A 16138-nucleotide genomic window follows, 5' to 3' on the forward strand; every position below is an offset into this window, starting at 1 on the left:
GAATATTGAATAAAATCAGGTCTCTGACCGGTTTGAGGATCTAGGAATGGCACGAAAGAACATCTTCGAAAGCGTCATGCGGGACGAACCGGCGGCTGAACAGGCCTCTCAGCCGGTCGAAAACGTATCGCGCCGGTTCGGTGCCGCCAAATCGCTCTCCGCATCGATTGACGAACTGGCAAAGCAGGCTGCCCAGAAGCTCGATGGTGAAACCATTGTCGAGCTGGATCCCGCGCAGCTGGATGTCTCCTTCGTCGCGGATCGCCTGCCCCAAACGGATGACGAAGAATATCGCGAGCTTCTGGAAGCCATTCGCGAGCGCGGGCAGGACAGCCCTATTCTGGTTCGGCCGCATCCAGAGACCAGCGCCCGCTATATGATCGTTTTCGGGCATCGTCGCGCGCGGGTTGCCCGGGAACTTGGCATCAAGGTCAAGGCGGTCATCAAGCCCCTCGCCGATCTGGAACATATTCTGAGCCAGGGTCAGGAAAACTCTGCCCGTGCCAATCTGAGCTTCATCGAGCGTGTTTTCTTCGCAGCGCGTCTGGAAGCGCTTGGCTTTGAACGCGAAGCCATACAGGCAGCACTGACAGTCGATTATCAGACCTTGTCGAAGATGCTGACCATTCCGAAAGCCGTTCCGGAGCATATTCTTATGGCTATCGGCCCGGCAAAGGGCATCGGTCGTGATCGCTGGCTGGAATTGCGCAAGCTGATTGAAATTCCGGGCAAGAAGGACGCTGCGGAAGAGATTCTGATGGCCCCGGCCTTTGAAAAAGCGTCGTCTGTCGATCGTTTCGAGCAGCTCTATGGCTATCTGAAAGGCGGGAAGCAGAAGAAGCCCGTCACCAAGGCGGCTCTGCGCCCCGGAACCAGCTGGACGGCTTCGGACAAGTCCGTCAGCGCAGTTATCAAACAGAATGGCAAATCGGCTACATTGGCGCTCAGTGCAGCCAACGGGCCGCGTTTTGCCGATTGGCTTTCTCGCAATCTGGATGAGCTCTATGCGTCGTTCCGGAGCGAGGAAAAGTAAGTAGCGTACAGGCCAGAGCGGTTGCCGCGGTCTGATTGTGTAGAGCATGTCTTCTGGAAACCGGAGCCGGTTTCGGGATCACGACAAGCTTAGTTCAACTCGTAAGCGTGTTTGCGTCGAAACTGTTCAGGAAGAGGAACGAGACAGCAAAAGAAAAAGGCCCCCAAACGTCGCCGTGTGGAAGCCCTTCTCATTGGTTTAGCAGCTAGAGAATCGCAAATCCACGAATCACTGTCAAGTGTAATTAGCGTCATTTCGGCGGGTGGATTTCTTTTGCCTTGTGGAAGGTGAAAGAAAATGGAGATTCAACTGGCCTCGACGCCGTTTGGCAGTCGAAGGATGACGCTTGCCTTGCTGGCAAGTCAGCAGAACACACGGCAAATCGCGCCGGGAACGGTCGCCGACAAGTGGCAGCTGCATCGCTGGCTGTGTGAGGCAAAGACCCTGTTCGGCCTGAATGATCGTTCTCTGGCGGTACTTTCGGCGCTGCTGTCGTTCTATCCGGAAACGGAGCTGAACGAACAGAGCAGCCTGATCGTGTTTCCGTCCAACAAGCAACTGGCATTGCGCGCCCATGGCATGGCTGATGCCACCTTGCGCCGTCATCTGGCTGCGCTGGTCGACGGCGGTTTTATTCTCCGCCAGGACAGCCCGAACGGAAAACGCTACGCGCGCCGTGCCAAAGGCGGGGATGTTCAGATCGCGTTCGGCTTTTCACTGGCGCCGCTTCTGGCCCGCGCCTGCGAACTGGAGACCGCTGCCGAACAGGTGAGGGCGGAAAAGACTGCATTGCGTGAAATGCGCGAACGCCTGACATTGCTGCGCCGCGATATCACCAAGCTTGTTGAATTCGCAGCAGAGGAAAAACTCGCCGGTGACTGGCAGAACATCGGTCAACGTTTCCGGCTGATTGTCGACAGCATTCCGCGCCGCGCAGAGCATGAAGAACTGGCTGCTCTGGTCAATTCCTTGCAGGATATCCGTGCGGAAATCGATAACGCATTGAAAATTCATGAGAATGTTGAAAATTTGCGCGCCAATGAATCTCAAAATGAGCGGCAGCAAATTGAATCGAATCCAGATTCCCATCTTGAAAGAGCAACGCCTGAATTTATCGACCAGCGCGTAAATGAAATCACCAGCGCTCCGGCAGAACCCATGGTTTCGCTCGACATGGTGCTTCGATCCTGTCCGGAGATCACGGCCTATGCGGTCTCATCCATTCGGCATTGGCACGATCTGGCCAATACGGCTGAGAAAGTCCGTTCCTTCCTCGGGATCGATGGAAAGCTTTATGATCTCGCAAAAAAGGTTCTTGGAACCCACAATGCGTCTATCGTGATCGCCTATATTCTGCAGCGTTATGAGCAGATTCAGTCCGCTGGAGGATATCTGCGAATTCTGACGGAAAAGGCCGCCGGTGGCTCTTTCTCGATCAGACCAATGCTTATGGCCGCCTTGAACGCGCAGAACCGTTGTTAGCGAGATTTGCCGGGACCCCAGACCTTCAGAAAACCCTTGTCAGAGCGACTAAACCAAATATCGGAATAGGTTTCATGTCGTTCATAAACCTTAAGGAGACCAAGCGGTCCTGTTCGGCGCCAAAAATCGCTTGGGAAGGCGTTTTTGAGCATTCTGCTCCTGGAATATGTCTGTGCCTCAACCGGCATAAAGCCACCCGAACGGGGATCGAAACAGTTCCTTTCTTTCGACTTAAGCTGTTCATCTGGATGGCCTGTCGGGAAGCTGTCGACCGAGAAGGACCAAATGAAGCCTGCCGGAATGCTGTTGATGTTCAACGAGCGTCCATGGTTTCCACGACACAAGCAGAACTTGCCTCAAAAGATGCCGACACCGGCTGGTAACGAACCCTCATGAAGGATGACACTGAAAAATGCCACGCGAATTGTTGTCGGTTCAATCGGGCAAGGATTGCCGGAACTGATACAGCTGGGATCGGTCAGCTATCGTGAAGCTGTCTATGAATAGCGGCTGTAACGTCAATCCTGAGCCTGAAAGCGGCGGCGGCGTGAACGGCGGCGAGGGCGCAATGTGTTGAGGTCCTGCGCCTGATCGGTCTTCTGGCGCGGGGGAGGCGAAAGAAGGCGCATGATGAAAAGGATGCAGCACCCGATGGTGAATATCCAGAATATCTCATCGGTGAGATCGTTGATCATGACGCCATCCAGAGCAAACCGCTTGTCCGTTTCCGTGACGCGCGAAACAATTTCCAAGGATCAATATCGCCTTGCTTAACCGCGGCCAAGTCACGAAGGCGTGCTTTATCGCCGCGCCAGGCCGCCAGCCCGGCTGTTCTGTGGATGGCGGGAAGGCGCTGGTCGCGGTTTCCGTGCCGATCTGCGATAGATCGCTCATGCTGCCTTTCACGATCCATTGTTCCGGCCCGGTGCTTGCGGCCGAGTTTCAAGACCCGCAAAACATTTTGAGCTGGTCGCTCACGCGTCCAGGTTTCGTCCGTGCGCGGTCCGTCGCCTGGCTGGAAGTGCGCAATGACGATCTGACGCTGGATGTGGACCCTGCGCTTTTGCTGCAGGAAAGATTGGCCGAGGCCGGTTTTGGCGAAGCGGTGCAGATGATGACCTCGCGCAGCGTGAAGAAGCATCACATTGCCATGCGGCGCTCCGGCGATGCGCGCGCTGCATGTCTTGCCACTGTCGGCCTGTCGAATGCGGGCAGGGTAGGGGAGCTTGCGCAGATGAAGATGCCCGCCGGGACGATCAACCTGCTGGTTCATATCGACAGGCCCCTGTCTGTCGCGGCCCATATAGAGGCGATGTCGATAGCTGCCGAGGCCCGCACCGCCGCCATTATGGAACTTGGGCTCGAAGTGGGCGGCAGAGCCGCAACCGGCACCGGAACGGACTGCATCGCCGTCTCCGCGCCATGCGGGCAGGATGCCGAAAAGGCATTATATGCAGGCTTGCATACGCCTATCGGTGCCGCCCTCGGTGGCGCTGTTTATGACGCTGTATCCGAAGGCGGCAGGCTCTGGATGAAAGAGCAGGTTTTCTGAACGATCAGGCTTCTGCGGCTGCCCCTTTCGGCTTCAGGCGCAGGATGAGCGGCACCAGAACGAGGGCGACGATCGGGAAAACGAGCCAGTTGATGGTTTCCCAACCCGAAGAATGCAGCAGCGAACCCGCAAAGAAGGAAGCGCAGGCCACGGTGCCGAACATGATGAAATCGTTCGCGCCTTGTGCCTTGCCGCGTTCGGCGGGGGTATGGCAGTCCGTCACCATGGCGGTCGCCCCGATGAAACCGAAGTTCCAGCCGATGCCGAGGAAGATCAGCGCCCCCCAGAAATGGCCGACATCGAAGCCGCCGAGCGCAATGATGGCGGAAAAGGCAATCAGCACCAGCCCGAGCGCGGTGATCTTTTCCTTGCCGAAACGGGTGATGAGCTTTCCGGTGAAGAAGCTCGGCGCGAACATGGCCAGCACGTGCCATTGGATGCCAAGGGCCGCGTGATCGACGGAATGGCCGTGGCCGACCATGGCGATGGGCGCTGCCGTCATCACGAATGTCATCAGCGCATAGGAACAGACACCGGCTGCCACGGAAAGCATGAAGCGCGGCGAACGGAGAATTTCGCTGAGAGGACGGCCTGTATCATGGATGACGTTCGGGTCTTTGCGGACCTTCGGTGCGCGCAGCATGAACAGGACGGGGAGGGCCAGAAGCCCCAGAACGGCCTGGCTGAGAAAACTGCCCGCAAACATCGCGTCGGGAATGGTGTCGCGCGTCCAGATCACAAGCTGCGGCCCGACGATTGCCGCAACAAGCCCGCCGACCATGACCCATGAGATGGCGCGTGCCTTCATGTCGCCCGTTGCCGCGTCGGTTGCGGCAAAACGGTAGCTCTGCACATAGGCGGCATAGAAACCGGCGGCCAGCGTCCCGAGACAGAAGACGAGGAAGGAGGCGGCAAAAATGCCTGCGGCGGCAATCAAGCCTGCCGAAACGCCGACAAGAGCGCCCAGCATATAGGCGTTGCGCCGCCCGAACTGGCGCATGAAGAAGGCTGCGGGCAGCGTGCCGAGCGCAAGGCCGAGATTGAACAGGCTGACGGGAAGGGTGACGAGTGCCGGGTCGGATGAAAGTTTCTGGCCAACCAGACCGCCGAGCGAAATCACGATGGGCGGGCTTGAAGCGCCCAGTGCCTGTGCAATCGTCAGCACCACAATATTGCGCCGTGCGGCCGCCATGTCGGTCATCATTTACCCTTCTCTCCGGAAAATCGGAACGGTTTTATCCGAAAGCCGGTGCGCCCGCAAAATCATTCTCATGAGCAATTGAAAATCACGGCATTTCCCGCAAAATCGGAACTTCGCCAAAGCTTCATGGAAGCGTCAAGCCACCGATACAAAGCCAGCCTAATTCCGTCCCTGTATTTCCAGAGCGTTTCGATCCGGCCCAGTCAGATCGGCGCTCAGAATATTCGTTTTGTCGCGCATCCTATCGGAAACCGCTTCACACTTTTCGGGATGCGCCCTAACCAACGGGGACTTATCATGATATCGCGTCTTGTCGCCTCTACCATGCTTGCCGGTGCTGTCGCCTTGGCATTTCCGGCCTCCGCTGAAGAAAAAGCTTTTCCCGCAACGCTCAAGGCCCATGCCATCCTGCCCGCGAACACGATCATCGCCGCGCCGGATGATGCGGCGGAACACCTGAAGACGTCGGGCAAGTTCACCACCGCCGACCGCAAGCGCGCTGAAGGCATCGGCACTGTCGAGGGCAAGGACGGCGTGCGCAAGACCGGCCTTTCCGTGCCGTTCGACGGCCAGCCGGTGCAGGGTTTTTCCGGCATCAAGACCATGGAAGACGGCAGCTTCTGGTCCCTGTCCGACAATGGCTTCGGCTCGAAGCTCAATTCGCCCGACGCCATGCTGATGCTGCACAATCTCGAGTTCGACTGGGACAAGGGAACGGTGGATCGCGTGAAGACTGTGTTCCTCAGCGATCCCGACAAGAAGGCTCCATTCCCCATCGTCATGGAAGGCGCTGAAAAGCGCTATCTGACTGGCGCGGATTTCGACGTGGAATCCATCCAGCCGGTGGCGGACGGTTTTTGGGTCGGCGAAGAATTCGGGCCGTTCCTTTTGAAATTCGACACGGACGGCAAGCTGACCGATGTGTTCCCGACTTTCGTCGGCGAGACGAAAGTTGTCTCGCCGGATAATCCGAAGCTCGCTCTGCCCGCCAATCCGAGCCTCAAGCTCCCGGCATATAATCTGAAGCGCTCCGGCGGCTTCGAGGGGCTTGCCATGTCCAAGGACGGTTCCAAGCTTTATGGTCTTCTGGAAGGCCCGTTGTTTGTCGACGGCGCACCGGAAAAGACCGAGAGCGGCAAGACCGGCCTGCGCGTCATCGAGTTCAATGTTGCGGACAAGAAGTGGACGGGCCGGTCGTGGCTCTATCCGCTGGCGGAAGGCGGCGAAGCCATCGGCGATTTCAACATGCTGGATGAAACCACGGCGCTGGTCATCGAACGCGACAACGGCGTCGGCACGGCGGACAAGGCCTGTGCCGATCCGAAGAAGCCGCAGGCCGATTGCTTCGATGTTCCGTCGAAGGTGAAGCGCATCTACAAGATCGCGTTTGACGACAGCAATGTCGGCAAGGACGTGCGCAAGATCGGCTATATCGACCTGCTCGCCATCGCGGACCCGGAAAACAAGCGCCGCCAGGGCGGGCGCGAGGGCATTTACGACATGCCGTTCCTGACCATCGAGAATGTGGATCGGGTGGACGACACGCATATTATCGTCGGCAATGACAACAATCTGCCGTTCTCGGCAGGCCGCGCGCTCGACAAGGTGGATGACAATGAGTTCGTCCTGCTGGAAGTGGGCGAGTTCCTGAAGGCCGAGTAGGCTTTCCTCGATTTTCCGAAGCCGTATGGCGGCCTGCCCTTGCACCGGCGGCCCGCCATTGATCTTAGAGCATTTCCAGTTTGGATTGAGTCGTTGGAAATGCTCTACTTGGTCGTATAGCCGCCATTGACGAGGATGGTCTGCCCGGTCATCCACCAGCCGTCCGAAACCATGAAGCGGATATAGGGAACGATGTCCTCGATATCGGTCAGGCCGGTCTTGGAGAATTTTGAGAGTGCCGCCGCGCCCATGTGATAGGCGACTGCGTCCGCACCTTCAGCCGGATAGAAGAACGGCGTATCCATCGGGCCGGGGCCGATTGCGGTTACCGATATGCCGCGTTCTCCGAATTCCTTGGAAGCTGCGCGCGTGAAATGCTCGACCGGGGCCTTGGTGCCTGCATAGGCTGCATAAAATGGCGTGTAGGCGCCGAGCAGCGATGTTACCAGTGTGCAGATCTTGCCATTGTCGTTGACGTGTTTGCCGGCTTCCTTAAGGAAGAAGAAGGCCGACTTGGAATTGACGGCGGTCATCTCGTCATATTCGGCTTCCGAAACTTCGACGATCGGCTTCTTCAAAACCTTGCCGACAGTATTGATGGCGATATCGGGCCGCCCGATGGCGGCAATCGTGTCCGCGAACAGTTTCTCCATCGCTCCCGCAGTGGTGAGATCGGCCTGAAAGGAAACCGCTTCTGCGCCGGCAGCCTTCACGGCGGCGACAGTGGCGTCGGCATCCGCTTTGGTCGATGCGCTGTTGTAATGGATTGCGACCGCCTTTGCCCCGTGTTCCGCAAGATCGCGGGCGATCAATCCGCCGAGGTTCTTGGCGCCACCGGCGATGATAACGGTTTTGCCTTTGATGCTGTGGTCTGTCATGGCTTCAACCTTCCTTTTCCGATGCGGCCGCGCCACGCAGCCGCTTTCAGTCCGGGAGAGTATCGTCTACAATAGCCTTATAAAGACGGTCATTCTGACAACACCTGTCAGAAATGATGGACAATGGAGGCAGAACACCTTGGATCGCATCGACCTTTTCCGTGTTTTTGCCCGCGTTGTCGAATGTTCGAGCTTTACCCGCGCCGCCGATACGCTGGGCGTGCCGCGCTCCTCGGTTTCAGCGGCGGTTCTCGAACTGGAGGGGCGTCTGGGCGCGCGGCTCCTTCACCGGACCACCAGAAGCGTGTCGACAACGCAGGACGGCGCTGCCTTCTATGAACGATGCCTGAGCCTGATTGCCGATGTGGAGGAAGCGGAAAACCTGTTCCGCAATACCGCGACGCCGTCCGGCACGTTGCGGATCGACGTTCCCGGTCGCATCGGGCGCCTGATCATCGCGCCTGCCTTGCCCGAATTTCTGGATGCCTACCCGGAAATCGACATACATCTCGGGGTGACGGATCGCGCCGTCAATCTTGTCGAAGAAAGTGTCGATTGCGTCCTGCGCGTCGGGCCATTGACGGATTCCGGGCTGATCGCCCGGCCGCTCGGAGAGCTTCCGCTGATCAACGTCGCGAGCCCGGCCTATCTGGAGCGGTACGGTATTCCCGAAACGCCTTATGACCTTTCCGCCCATTGGGCCATCAACTATGCCTCGCCGTCGAGCGGGCGCGTCGAGCCTTGGGAATGGGTCGAAGGCGGCGTAATGCGCTCCATACCGGTGCGCGGGCGTGTCACCGTCAACAATGCCGAAGCCTATATCGCCTGTTGTCTCGCCGGCCTCGGCCTCATCCAGATTCCGGCCTATGATGTCAAACGCCAGCTGGATGCGGGCGAACTGGTTGAGGTAATGGCCGATATGCGCGCCGAGCCGATGCGGATGACGTTTCTATATCCCCACCGCCAGCATCTTTCCCGCCGTCTTCAGGTCTTTGCCGATTGGCTTGAAAAGCTTTTGAAGCGGGAGCTGCACTTCAGGGTGGAGCCGGATTGACGATGTGGCTGTTCTCTCTGTGCATGGTGAAAGCCCACCGTGGAAGTTTCGCTTCGGCGCGGTTATGGTGCGCCGGTTAAGCGATGGAGAGACCATTGAAGATTTTCGTTTTCGGCAGTGTGAATGTCGACGTCAGCGCCAGAATGCCCGCCTTGCCGCGTCCGGGGCAGACCGTAAACGCCACCGGCTATGGCATTGGCCTCGGCGGCAAGGGTGCCAATCAGGCCGTTGCGGTCGCCAAGCTTGGCGGTGATATTCGCTTCGTCGGCGCGGTGGGCAATGATGCCTTTGGCGAGCTGGCCGTGAAGCAGATGCAGGAATTTGGCCTTGATACCGGAAGCGTACGCGTGATCGATCGCGTCGATACCGGCATGGCGATCATTCAGGTCGAGGAAGCGGGACAGAACACGATTGCGGTCTGTGCCGGGGCCAATGCGCGCTGGTCGGTTGCCGATATCGATGCCTATGCCGCCGATATTGCCAGGGCGAAGATTACGCTGTTGCAGCGCGAAGTTCCGCATGAGGCCAATCTGGCGGTGGCGAAAGCAGCGCGTGCGGCGGGCGGCAGCGTTCTGCTCGATCCGGCCCCGGTCGGCGATGCAAGCCGCATGGCGGACCTCATCGCCTTGAGCGACATTATTTCTCCGAACGAAACGGAAGCCGCCGAAATCACCGGTATCGAGCCGACCGATCTCGTTTCGGCGGAAGCTGCCGCCCGAAACCTGCTGGAGCGCGGGCCGAAGACGGTCATCGTCAAGCTTGGCAGTCGCGGCGCGCTGCTGGTGACGGCGGACGAGGTGAAACACTTTGCGCCGTTCAAGGTCAATGTGGTGGATACGGTCGCCGCTGGCGACAGTTTCAATGGCGGTTTCGCGGTTGCCTTCTCGCAGGGCCAGTCCCTGCACGATTGCGTGCGCTATGGTTCGGCGGCGGGAGCGATTGCGGTCACGAGAGCGGGTGCTGGCGCGGCTGCGCCGACGGCGGCGGAAGTGGCAGCGCTTCTGCAAAGTCAGGGCTGAACCGGCCTTCGCAAATTGTGACAAAGTGAAGATTGGCGCCAGTTTGCGCCGATTTCATGCGATTTGAGCGAAAAACTGCTCAAAAACGCCCGGTCAAATACGGCGAAGAAGCCGCGAGAATAAGGCGCTCGCGGCTTTTTTGTGGCGAAAGTGTGATTTAGAGCATGATCCCGAAAAGTGGACTTCCGATTTTCGGATAAGATCATGCCCAGATAAAATCAAAGCGTAGCGAGACGTTCGGTCAGCAGGCTGAAGAAGCCGTCTGCATCCACATCCTTGATGAAGAGCGCATTCTTCGGACGGTCGGTCACTTCCCACCAGTCGACGACTGTTTCGCCGATGGTCAGTTCCGAATTGATCTCGATTTCGACATTGCATTCGCGTCCGGAATAAAGTTCCGGCTTGATGAGATAGGCAATGACATTCGGGTCATGCAGCGGGCCGCCATCGGTGCCGTACTTGGCTTCGTCATAGCGCTCGAAGAACTCAAGCCATGCCGCGACCACTTCGCCGACATGGGTGCCGAGGCCGCGAATGGCGGCGATGCGCTTCTCTGTGGTCAGTACCTTGTGGGTCACATCGAGCGGCAGCATGGTGATCTTGATGCCGGATTTGAACACGACCGCTGCCGCGTGCGGATCGACATAGATGTTGAATTCCGCCGATGGGGTGATGTTGCCGCCCTCGAAATAGCCGCCGCCCATCAGCACGATTTCCTTGACGCGTCCGGCAATCTTCGGCTCGCGGATCAGAGCGGAGGCGATGTTGGTCAAGGGGCCGAGCGGGCAGAGCGTGACGGTGCCCGGCTCTTCCTTCATCAGCGTTTCAATGATGAAATCAACGCCATGCTGCGCTTGCAGCGGCATGGTCGGGGCGGGGAGGTCGTAACCGTCGAGACCGGTCTTGCCATGGACGTTTTCAGCCGTCACGAGCGGGCGCACCAGAGGACGGATGGAGCCTGCGAACACCTTTGTTTCCGGCTTTTTGGCCACTTCGCAGATTGTGCGGGCGTTGATCTCGGTGCGGGCAAGCGGGCCGTTGCCGGCAACGGCGGTGATGCCGAGAATGTCGAGTTCCGGGCTTGCCAGAGCCAGAAGAATGGCGACGGCATCGTCCTGACCGGGATCGGTATCGATAATGATTTTACGGGCCATGATGGTTTCCTGCGTTAGAGCTTTTCCAGCAAAGGTGTGAAGCGGTTTTGCGTTCGGAAAAGCGTGAAAGAGATTTAAACTGCGTTTCGCGCCGCGCTGACCGTCTGGTCGACAAGCGCGTCGAAGGAGATTTTCGCCGGGCGGCGCATATAGGTGACGATGTCGTCGGCCAGAAGCGGCTTCGACCACCGTTCGGCGATGATGCCGGAACCGCGCTGGATGGCGATCATGCTGAGTATCTGCGCGGCATTGCAGTCGACGTCGTGGCCGATGCCGCAGACGATTTCGAGCGTGCGGTCGAAGTCGCCTTCGCCGAACCACAGCGCAATCACCTGTGCGGCTGCATTCGGATAGACGTGAATCCAGTTATATTCGGCATATTCCGCATCGCATTTCGCCCATGCATCCTGCCAGTTGCCGGCGGAGCGGCAGGCATCGAGCGCGAAAGCCAGAACCGCGCCATATTCGGTCTCGACGGGGAAAAGTGCTGCCGTCGAGACGACCAGTTCGCGCGTATCTTGAACCGCAAAGGCGCGCGCCGCCATGACGGCATTGAACACCTCGCCCAATATGCCGTTTCCGGCGTGGGAGATTTCCGCATCCATCCATGCAAGGCGGGCCGCTTCGCGGGCGCGGCCCGGCACCACCATGCCGCAGATCGTGCCGCGCATCTGCGCGCCGATCCATTCATCGAAGGGATTGTCGGATGTGCCGGTTTCAGGCGCGGTAAGGCCGCGCCGCATATTGGAAAGCGCGATTGCTTCCGCCGACCAGCCAAGCGGGATCAGCGAGGTCCAGCGCTCGGCAATGTCGGCGCTGGTCACGGCAGATCCCTTGTCGCCGAAGGCTTCCAGAAAGGCGATCTCGAAGGTGATGTCGTCATTATAGGTGTTGGGCTCGCGCACATAATCGCGGATCGGGCCGAAGACCTCCATGATGTTTTCAGCCGTATAGCCTTCGAGCGCCGTGCCAGCTGCGGCTCCCACGAGCTGCGCCATCCATGCGGCGGCTGTGCGGTCGCGGAAATCATCGGACTGGATGGCATAGAGCACATCGTCGGGCCATTGAACGGCAGCGTCGAACTCGTCCCACGAGCCATAGCGCACGGTCTTTTGCGACGGATGATCCGGGTCGGGGCGAGCCGCTCGCATCAGGACGCGCAGGCGCATGTCGATGCGGTAAAGCGTTTCAAAATCGCCGCGCTCAAGGGCTGTCAGCCCGTCGCGAAGCAGTTCTTCATAAGGCGCGAGGACAAAGCCCTTGTTTTCCAGCGATTGCAGCGCACCGGCCATCAGGCATTCGGGCGCTGCCGATCCCGGCACGTTGCTTTTCCAGAACATGGCCATGAGATCGTCCTGCGCCTTCATGACGGCGCTTGCGTCCCAGGTCTGTTCCTCCGCCGTGCGTACGACAGGTTTTGTGTCGCGCAGCAGGTCCCGGGTCAGTTCCCAAGCTTTCATTTCATTCTCATTTCAGTGTTCATTATCAGGATTTCTTCAAAAGCCGGGCGCGCCGCTGGCGCCGCGCCGCGTGGATCGTCAGCACGACGACCGGGACGAGATAAGGGATCATCTGCATCAGCTCGAAAGGCAGGCCGAGGCTTTGCAGCGTGATGGCGAAGCCTTCCGCCGCAGCAAGAACAAGGCTCGCCACGAGCGTTCCCCATGCGGTTCCCTGTCCCATCACTTCCGCCGCAATGGCGATGAAGCCGCGACCGGCGGTCATGTTCTGGGCAAACCATGTGACATAGCCGAGCGAAAGATAGGCACCCCCCGCACCGCCGAAGAGGCCGGAGAGGACGAGCGCCATCATCTGCACGCGACCGGTCTGGATGCCTGCGGCGCGCGCCGATTTCGGATCGACGCCGGTGGCGCGCAGATGCAGGCCGAAGCGCGTGCGCATCATCAGGAGGCTGACCGCAGGAACAGCGAGAAGGGCCGCGAAGGTGAGCACATGGATATTGCCGATGAAAGGCACGGCAAGGCTTGGCAGCGCGCCGCTTTTGAGCGCGCCCGACATGCCCTTGTCGCCCGTCGCCAGATAAAGCCCGAGCGTGGTTGCCGCCGCAGCGGCAATGTTGAGCGCGATGCCGGTCATGATGAGATCGGTGCCGAGCCGGTTGACAGAAAGCGACATGAGCCAACCCAGAAGCGCGCCCACGACAAGCGCCGCCAATAGGCCGATGGCGGGGCTTCCCGTTGCGGCGCTCGCCAGAACGGCGATGAGGGCCGCGACCAACATCATGCCTTCCATGCCGATATTGAGCACGCCCGCCCGGTCGGAAATCATGACGCCGAGTGCTGCCAGCAGAAGCGGCGTTGCCACGCGCAGGATCGTGCCGATGAAATGCGGGTCGAGGATTTGTGCGAGAACGGTGTTCATGCCTGTACTCCCGGCTGCGCTTCGGCCTGTTCTCCATCGCGATTGCGAAGGTTGCGGATCAGCCGCAAGACGGTCGGGTGATTGTGGATGACGCTTGCCGTCGCGCCCACCATGATCGCCGCCGTCACCAGCCCCACGACTTCGGTCGGAATGTTCATGTTGCGGGCGAGAAGATCGCCACCCACCTGCACGAAGCCGAGGAAAAGCGCGGAGGGAATGAGCAGGAACGGGTTTTCGCGCGCCAGAATAGCGACGACGAGGCCGGTCCAGCCATAGCCGGGCAGATCGAGCCAGGCAAAGCGGGCATGAAGGCCCAGCACTTCCAGCGCGCCCGCCATGCCAGCCACCAGTCCGCCGACAATCTGGGCGCGCATGATGATGCTTTTCAGCGGCAGGCCGAGGTGATTGGCAAAACCGGGGCTTGAGCCCGCAATACGGATATTGAGGCCGGAGCGCGTCCAGTAGAGCCAGATGCCGCCAGCGACGCAGGCCAGAATGGCTATGATCGAGCCGCTGTTGAGGCGCGTGCCCGCCAGCAGGCGATCAAGCTTGGCATCCGGCGGAATCTTGAGCGACATCATCCCGCCCGCTGCCGGATCGCGGATGACATAATTGAGCACGAACAGGCCGAGGAAGAGAAAGGCATAGTTGAGGACGAGCGAGGTCACCATTTCCGACGCGCCGAAGCGAAGGCGCAGCGCCGCCGGAATGGTGCAGGCGAAACTGCCCGCCACCGCGCCGCAAAGGATCGCGACCGGCAGCGAGAACCAGCCGAGCGAGGGGAGCAGCACGGCACCCGCCACCGCGCCGAGCGCGCCGAGGAAGAAGCCGCTTTCCGCCCCCAGATTGAACAGGCCGGAGCGGAACATGATGGTGATCGCAAGCCCGGTCAGCATGATCGGCGTTGCCGCTTCGACCACATTGCCCATATGGCGAATGCTGCCGAACGGTCCGAGGAAGAAGGTTTTCAGGATCGCAGCCGGGTTATCTTGCATCAATGCCAGCGGCACCAGCAGAACCGCCATGATGACGCCGATCACCAGCACGGTCAGGAAGAATGGAATGAGATAGGAGATAAATCTGCGCATCAGGCAACAACTCTCTGCTTGAGCATGATCTTATCCAAAAACCGTTTTACACTTTTTGGGATCATGCTCGCGTTCCGAGCATGTAAGGTCCAAGGACAGCCGGTGTGATGTCTGGCCCGTTTTCCAGAACAGCGACGATGCGCCCGTTGAAGAGCACGACGATGCGGTCGCTGAGGCGCAGCAATTCATCCAGATCGGCGCTGATCAGCAGCACGGCGCAGCCACCCTGCGCCACTTCGTCGATGCGGCGGTGCAGGAACGCTGCCGCCGACACGTCAATGCCGCGGGTCGGCTGGTCGGCGATCAGGAATTTGGGGTTGGTGGCAAGTTCGCGCGCGGCGATGAGTTTTTGCGCATTGCCGCCGGAAAGGGAATCGAGCCTTTCGGTGATTGCGCCTGCTCGCACCGAATATTGCCTGATCATGCCGCTGACGCGGGCCTTGATGGCGTTCCAGCGCAGGAATGGCCCCCGGAATATCTGCCTGTCGGCGGTTATCGAGCCGGCCCCCGCTATCGCGTTTTCGGCGAGAGACAGGCCGGGCGCGCCGCCTTGCGAAAAGCGGTCGGCTGGCAGATGAGCAAGCCCTTGCCTGCGCCAGCTAGCCGTGTCGGCGCGCAGCATGTCCACGCCATTGAGGCTGATCGTCCCGCTTGCCGCATCAGCAAGGCCGGAAAGCACGGATACGAGGCCGCGCTGGCCGCTGCCATCCACACCGGCAACGCCGACGATTTCGCCCGCCCCGACAGTGAGATTCACATCCTTGATGCGGTCTGCCGGATCAGCGGCTGTCGTCGTGACGCCCCTCATGTCCAGAACGGTTTTCATCGCGCCATGCTTATGGGCGCGTTGCGGAATGTCGACCGCGTGACCCATCACCATCTGCATGATGGCGTCATCCGGCACGTCGGCCAGTTTTTCCGTGCCCGCGACTGTACCGGCGCGCAGTACTGTCACGCTTTCGGCCAGTTCGCGCACTTCGTTCAGCTTGTGGGAAATGAAGAGGATGGTAATGCCTTCATCGCGTAGCGATTTCAGCTTGCGCATCAGTTCCTCGATCTCCGGCGGAGAGAGAACGGCGGTCGGCTCGTCGAGGATCAGGAGCCGCGTGCGGCGCGCCAGCGCTTTCAGAATTTCGACCTTCTGCTGGGCGGCGACGGAAAGCGCGCCCGTGATCGCATCCGGGTCGGCGTGCAGATCATATTGCTGCATCAGCGCTTCGACCATCTTGCGCGCGCCCGCACGGTCGATCAGCCCGGCCTTCACCGGCTCATGGCCCAGAATGATGTTTTCGGTGACCGTCAGGGTCGGCACGAGCGAGAAATGCTGGTGCACCATGCCGATGCCTTGGGCGGCGGCATCTTCGGGCGACCATGCGGCGATATGCTTGCCATCGACAACGATTTCGCCCGCCGTGGCGTTTTCAATGCCGAACAGGATTTTCATCAGCGTGGATTTGCCGGCACCGTTCTCGCCGCAAATGGCGTGGATCGAACCGGGGCGGATCGAAAACGACACGTCGCGAAGCGCTTGCGTGCCGTTCGGATAGACCTTGCTCACATCTCGGAAGGCGACGATTGGGCGGAAGGCGACGATAGCATCGCCGCCTTCAATATTTTCAGCTGGATTTTCCAC

At 59.5% G+C, this 16138-nt stretch carries 15 protein-coding genes; 7 read left to right on the forward strand and 8 right to left on the reverse strand.

Annotated elements, in window-relative coordinates:
* The first annotated feature begins 46 nt into the window (after nucleotides 1–46).
* The 3 genes from repB (at nucleotide 47) to J9800_RS16745 (ending at nucleotide 2898) form a co-directional block, all read left to right on the forward strand.
* A complete protein-coding gene (gene repB, locus J9800_RS16735) occupies nucleotides 47–1033 on the forward strand; it encodes a plasmid partitioning protein RepB (protein ID WP_114216536.1) in 987 nt (328 codons plus the stop codon).
* 297 nt (nucleotides 1034–1330) lie between these two features.
* Nucleotides 1331–2515 (forward strand): plasmid replication protein RepC, encoded by a 1185-nt coding sequence (gene repC / locus J9800_RS16740; protein ID WP_114216535.1) that lies wholly within the window; start codon nucleotides 1331–1333, stop codon nucleotides 2513–2515.
* 74 nt (nucleotides 2516–2589) lie between these two features.
* The gene (locus tag J9800_RS16745) at nucleotides 2590–2898 is read left to right on the forward strand and encodes a hypothetical protein (protein WP_210845890.1); all 309 of its coding nucleotides are present in this window, start codon (nucleotides 2590–2592) and stop codon (nucleotides 2896–2898) included.
* A gap of 135 nt (nucleotides 2899–3033) precedes the next feature.
* On the opposite strand, the gene J9800_RS16750 is transcribed toward J9800_RS16745, so the two are convergent.
* Nucleotides 3034–3267 carry a hypothetical protein gene (locus J9800_RS16750; RefSeq protein ID WP_112584897.1) on the reverse strand — a complete coding sequence of 78 codons (234 nt, stop codon included), beginning with the start codon at nucleotides 3265–3267 and terminating at the stop codon, nucleotides 3034–3036.
* Between the two features lie 14 nt (nucleotides 3268–3281).
* On the opposite strand from J9800_RS16750, the gene J9800_RS16755 reads away from it, so the two are divergent.
* A complete protein-coding gene (locus tag J9800_RS16755; protein WP_286167615.1) occupies nucleotides 3282–4067 on the forward strand; it encodes an adenosylcobinamide amidohydrolase in 786 nt (261 codons plus the stop codon).
* 4 nt (nucleotides 4068–4071) lie between these two features.
* Here the strand turns inward: J9800_RS16755 and J9800_RS16760 are convergent, their stop codons facing one another.
* Complete coding sequence (locus J9800_RS16760) at nucleotides 4072–5268, reverse strand: MFS transporter (RefSeq protein ID WP_114216616.1); 1197 nt, start codon at nucleotides 5266–5268, stop codon at nucleotides 4072–4074.
* Nucleotides 5269–5592: 324 nt separating this feature from the next.
* On the opposite strand from J9800_RS16760, the gene J9800_RS16765 reads away from it, so the two are divergent.
* Nucleotides 5593–6930, forward strand: a complete 1338-nt coding sequence (locus J9800_RS16765) for an esterase-like activity of phytase family protein (protein WP_502696729.1) — start codon at nucleotides 5593–5595, stop codon at nucleotides 6928–6930.
* 104 nt (nucleotides 6931–7034) lie between these two features.
* On the opposite strand, the gene J9800_RS16770 is transcribed toward J9800_RS16765, so the two are convergent.
* Entirely contained in the window at nucleotides 7035–7808 is a 774-nt protein-coding gene (locus J9800_RS16770) for an SDR family oxidoreductase (protein WP_114216533.1), read from the reverse strand.
* 139 nt (nucleotides 7809–7947) lie between these two features.
* On the opposite strand from J9800_RS16770, the gene J9800_RS16775 reads away from it, so the two are divergent.
* On the forward strand, nucleotides 7948–8862 hold the full coding sequence (locus tag J9800_RS16775; RefSeq protein ID WP_114216614.1) for a LysR family transcriptional regulator: 915 nt from the start codon (nucleotides 7948–7950) through the stop codon (nucleotides 8860–8862).
* 83 nt (nucleotides 8863–8945) lie between these two features.
* On the forward strand, nucleotides 8946–9881 hold the full coding sequence (gene rbsK, locus J9800_RS16780; protein ID WP_114216532.1) for a ribokinase: 936 nt from the start codon (nucleotides 8946–8948) through the stop codon (nucleotides 9879–9881).
* 218 nt (nucleotides 9882–10099) lie between these two features.
* Here the strand turns inward: rbsK and J9800_RS16785 are convergent, their stop codons facing one another.
* The 5 genes from J9800_RS16785 to J9800_RS16805 all read right to left on the reverse strand — a co-directional run bounded on the left by J9800_RS16785 (nucleotide 10100) and on the right by J9800_RS16805 (nucleotide 16138).
* Nucleotides 10100–11035 (reverse strand): nucleoside hydrolase, encoded by a 936-nt coding sequence (locus tag J9800_RS16785; protein ID WP_114216531.1) that lies wholly within the window; start codon nucleotides 11033–11035, stop codon nucleotides 10100–10102.
* A 74-nt stretch (nucleotides 11036–11109) separates the two neighbouring features.
* Nucleotides 11110–12495, reverse strand: a complete 1386-nt coding sequence (locus tag J9800_RS16790) for an ADP-ribosylglycohydrolase family protein (protein WP_114216530.1) — start codon at nucleotides 12493–12495, stop codon at nucleotides 11110–11112.
* Nucleotides 12496–12520: 25 nt separating this feature from the next.
* Nucleotides 12521–13417: an ABC transporter permease gene (locus tag J9800_RS16795; protein ID WP_114216529.1), complete on the reverse strand. Its 897-nt coding sequence runs from the start codon at nucleotides 13415–13417 to the stop codon at nucleotides 12521–12523.
* Nucleotides 13414–14505 carry an ABC transporter permease gene (locus tag J9800_RS16800; protein WP_114216528.1) on the reverse strand — a complete coding sequence of 364 codons (1092 nt, stop codon included), beginning with the start codon at nucleotides 14503–14505 and terminating at the stop codon, nucleotides 13414–13416. The genes J9800_RS16795 and J9800_RS16800 overlap by 4 nt, the downstream gene beginning before the upstream one ends.
* Before the next feature lie 61 nt (nucleotides 14506–14566).
* Nucleotides 14567–16138, reverse strand: coding sequence for an ABC transporter ATP-binding protein (locus J9800_RS16805; RefSeq protein ID WP_114216527.1), 1572 nt, complete (start codon nucleotides 16136–16138; stop codon nucleotides 14567–14569).

Source organism: Ochrobactrum sp. AP1BH01-1 (assembly GCF_018066705.1).
In the GTDB taxonomy this organism is placed as follows: domain Bacteria; phylum Pseudomonadota; class Alphaproteobacteria; order Rhizobiales; family Rhizobiaceae; genus Brucella.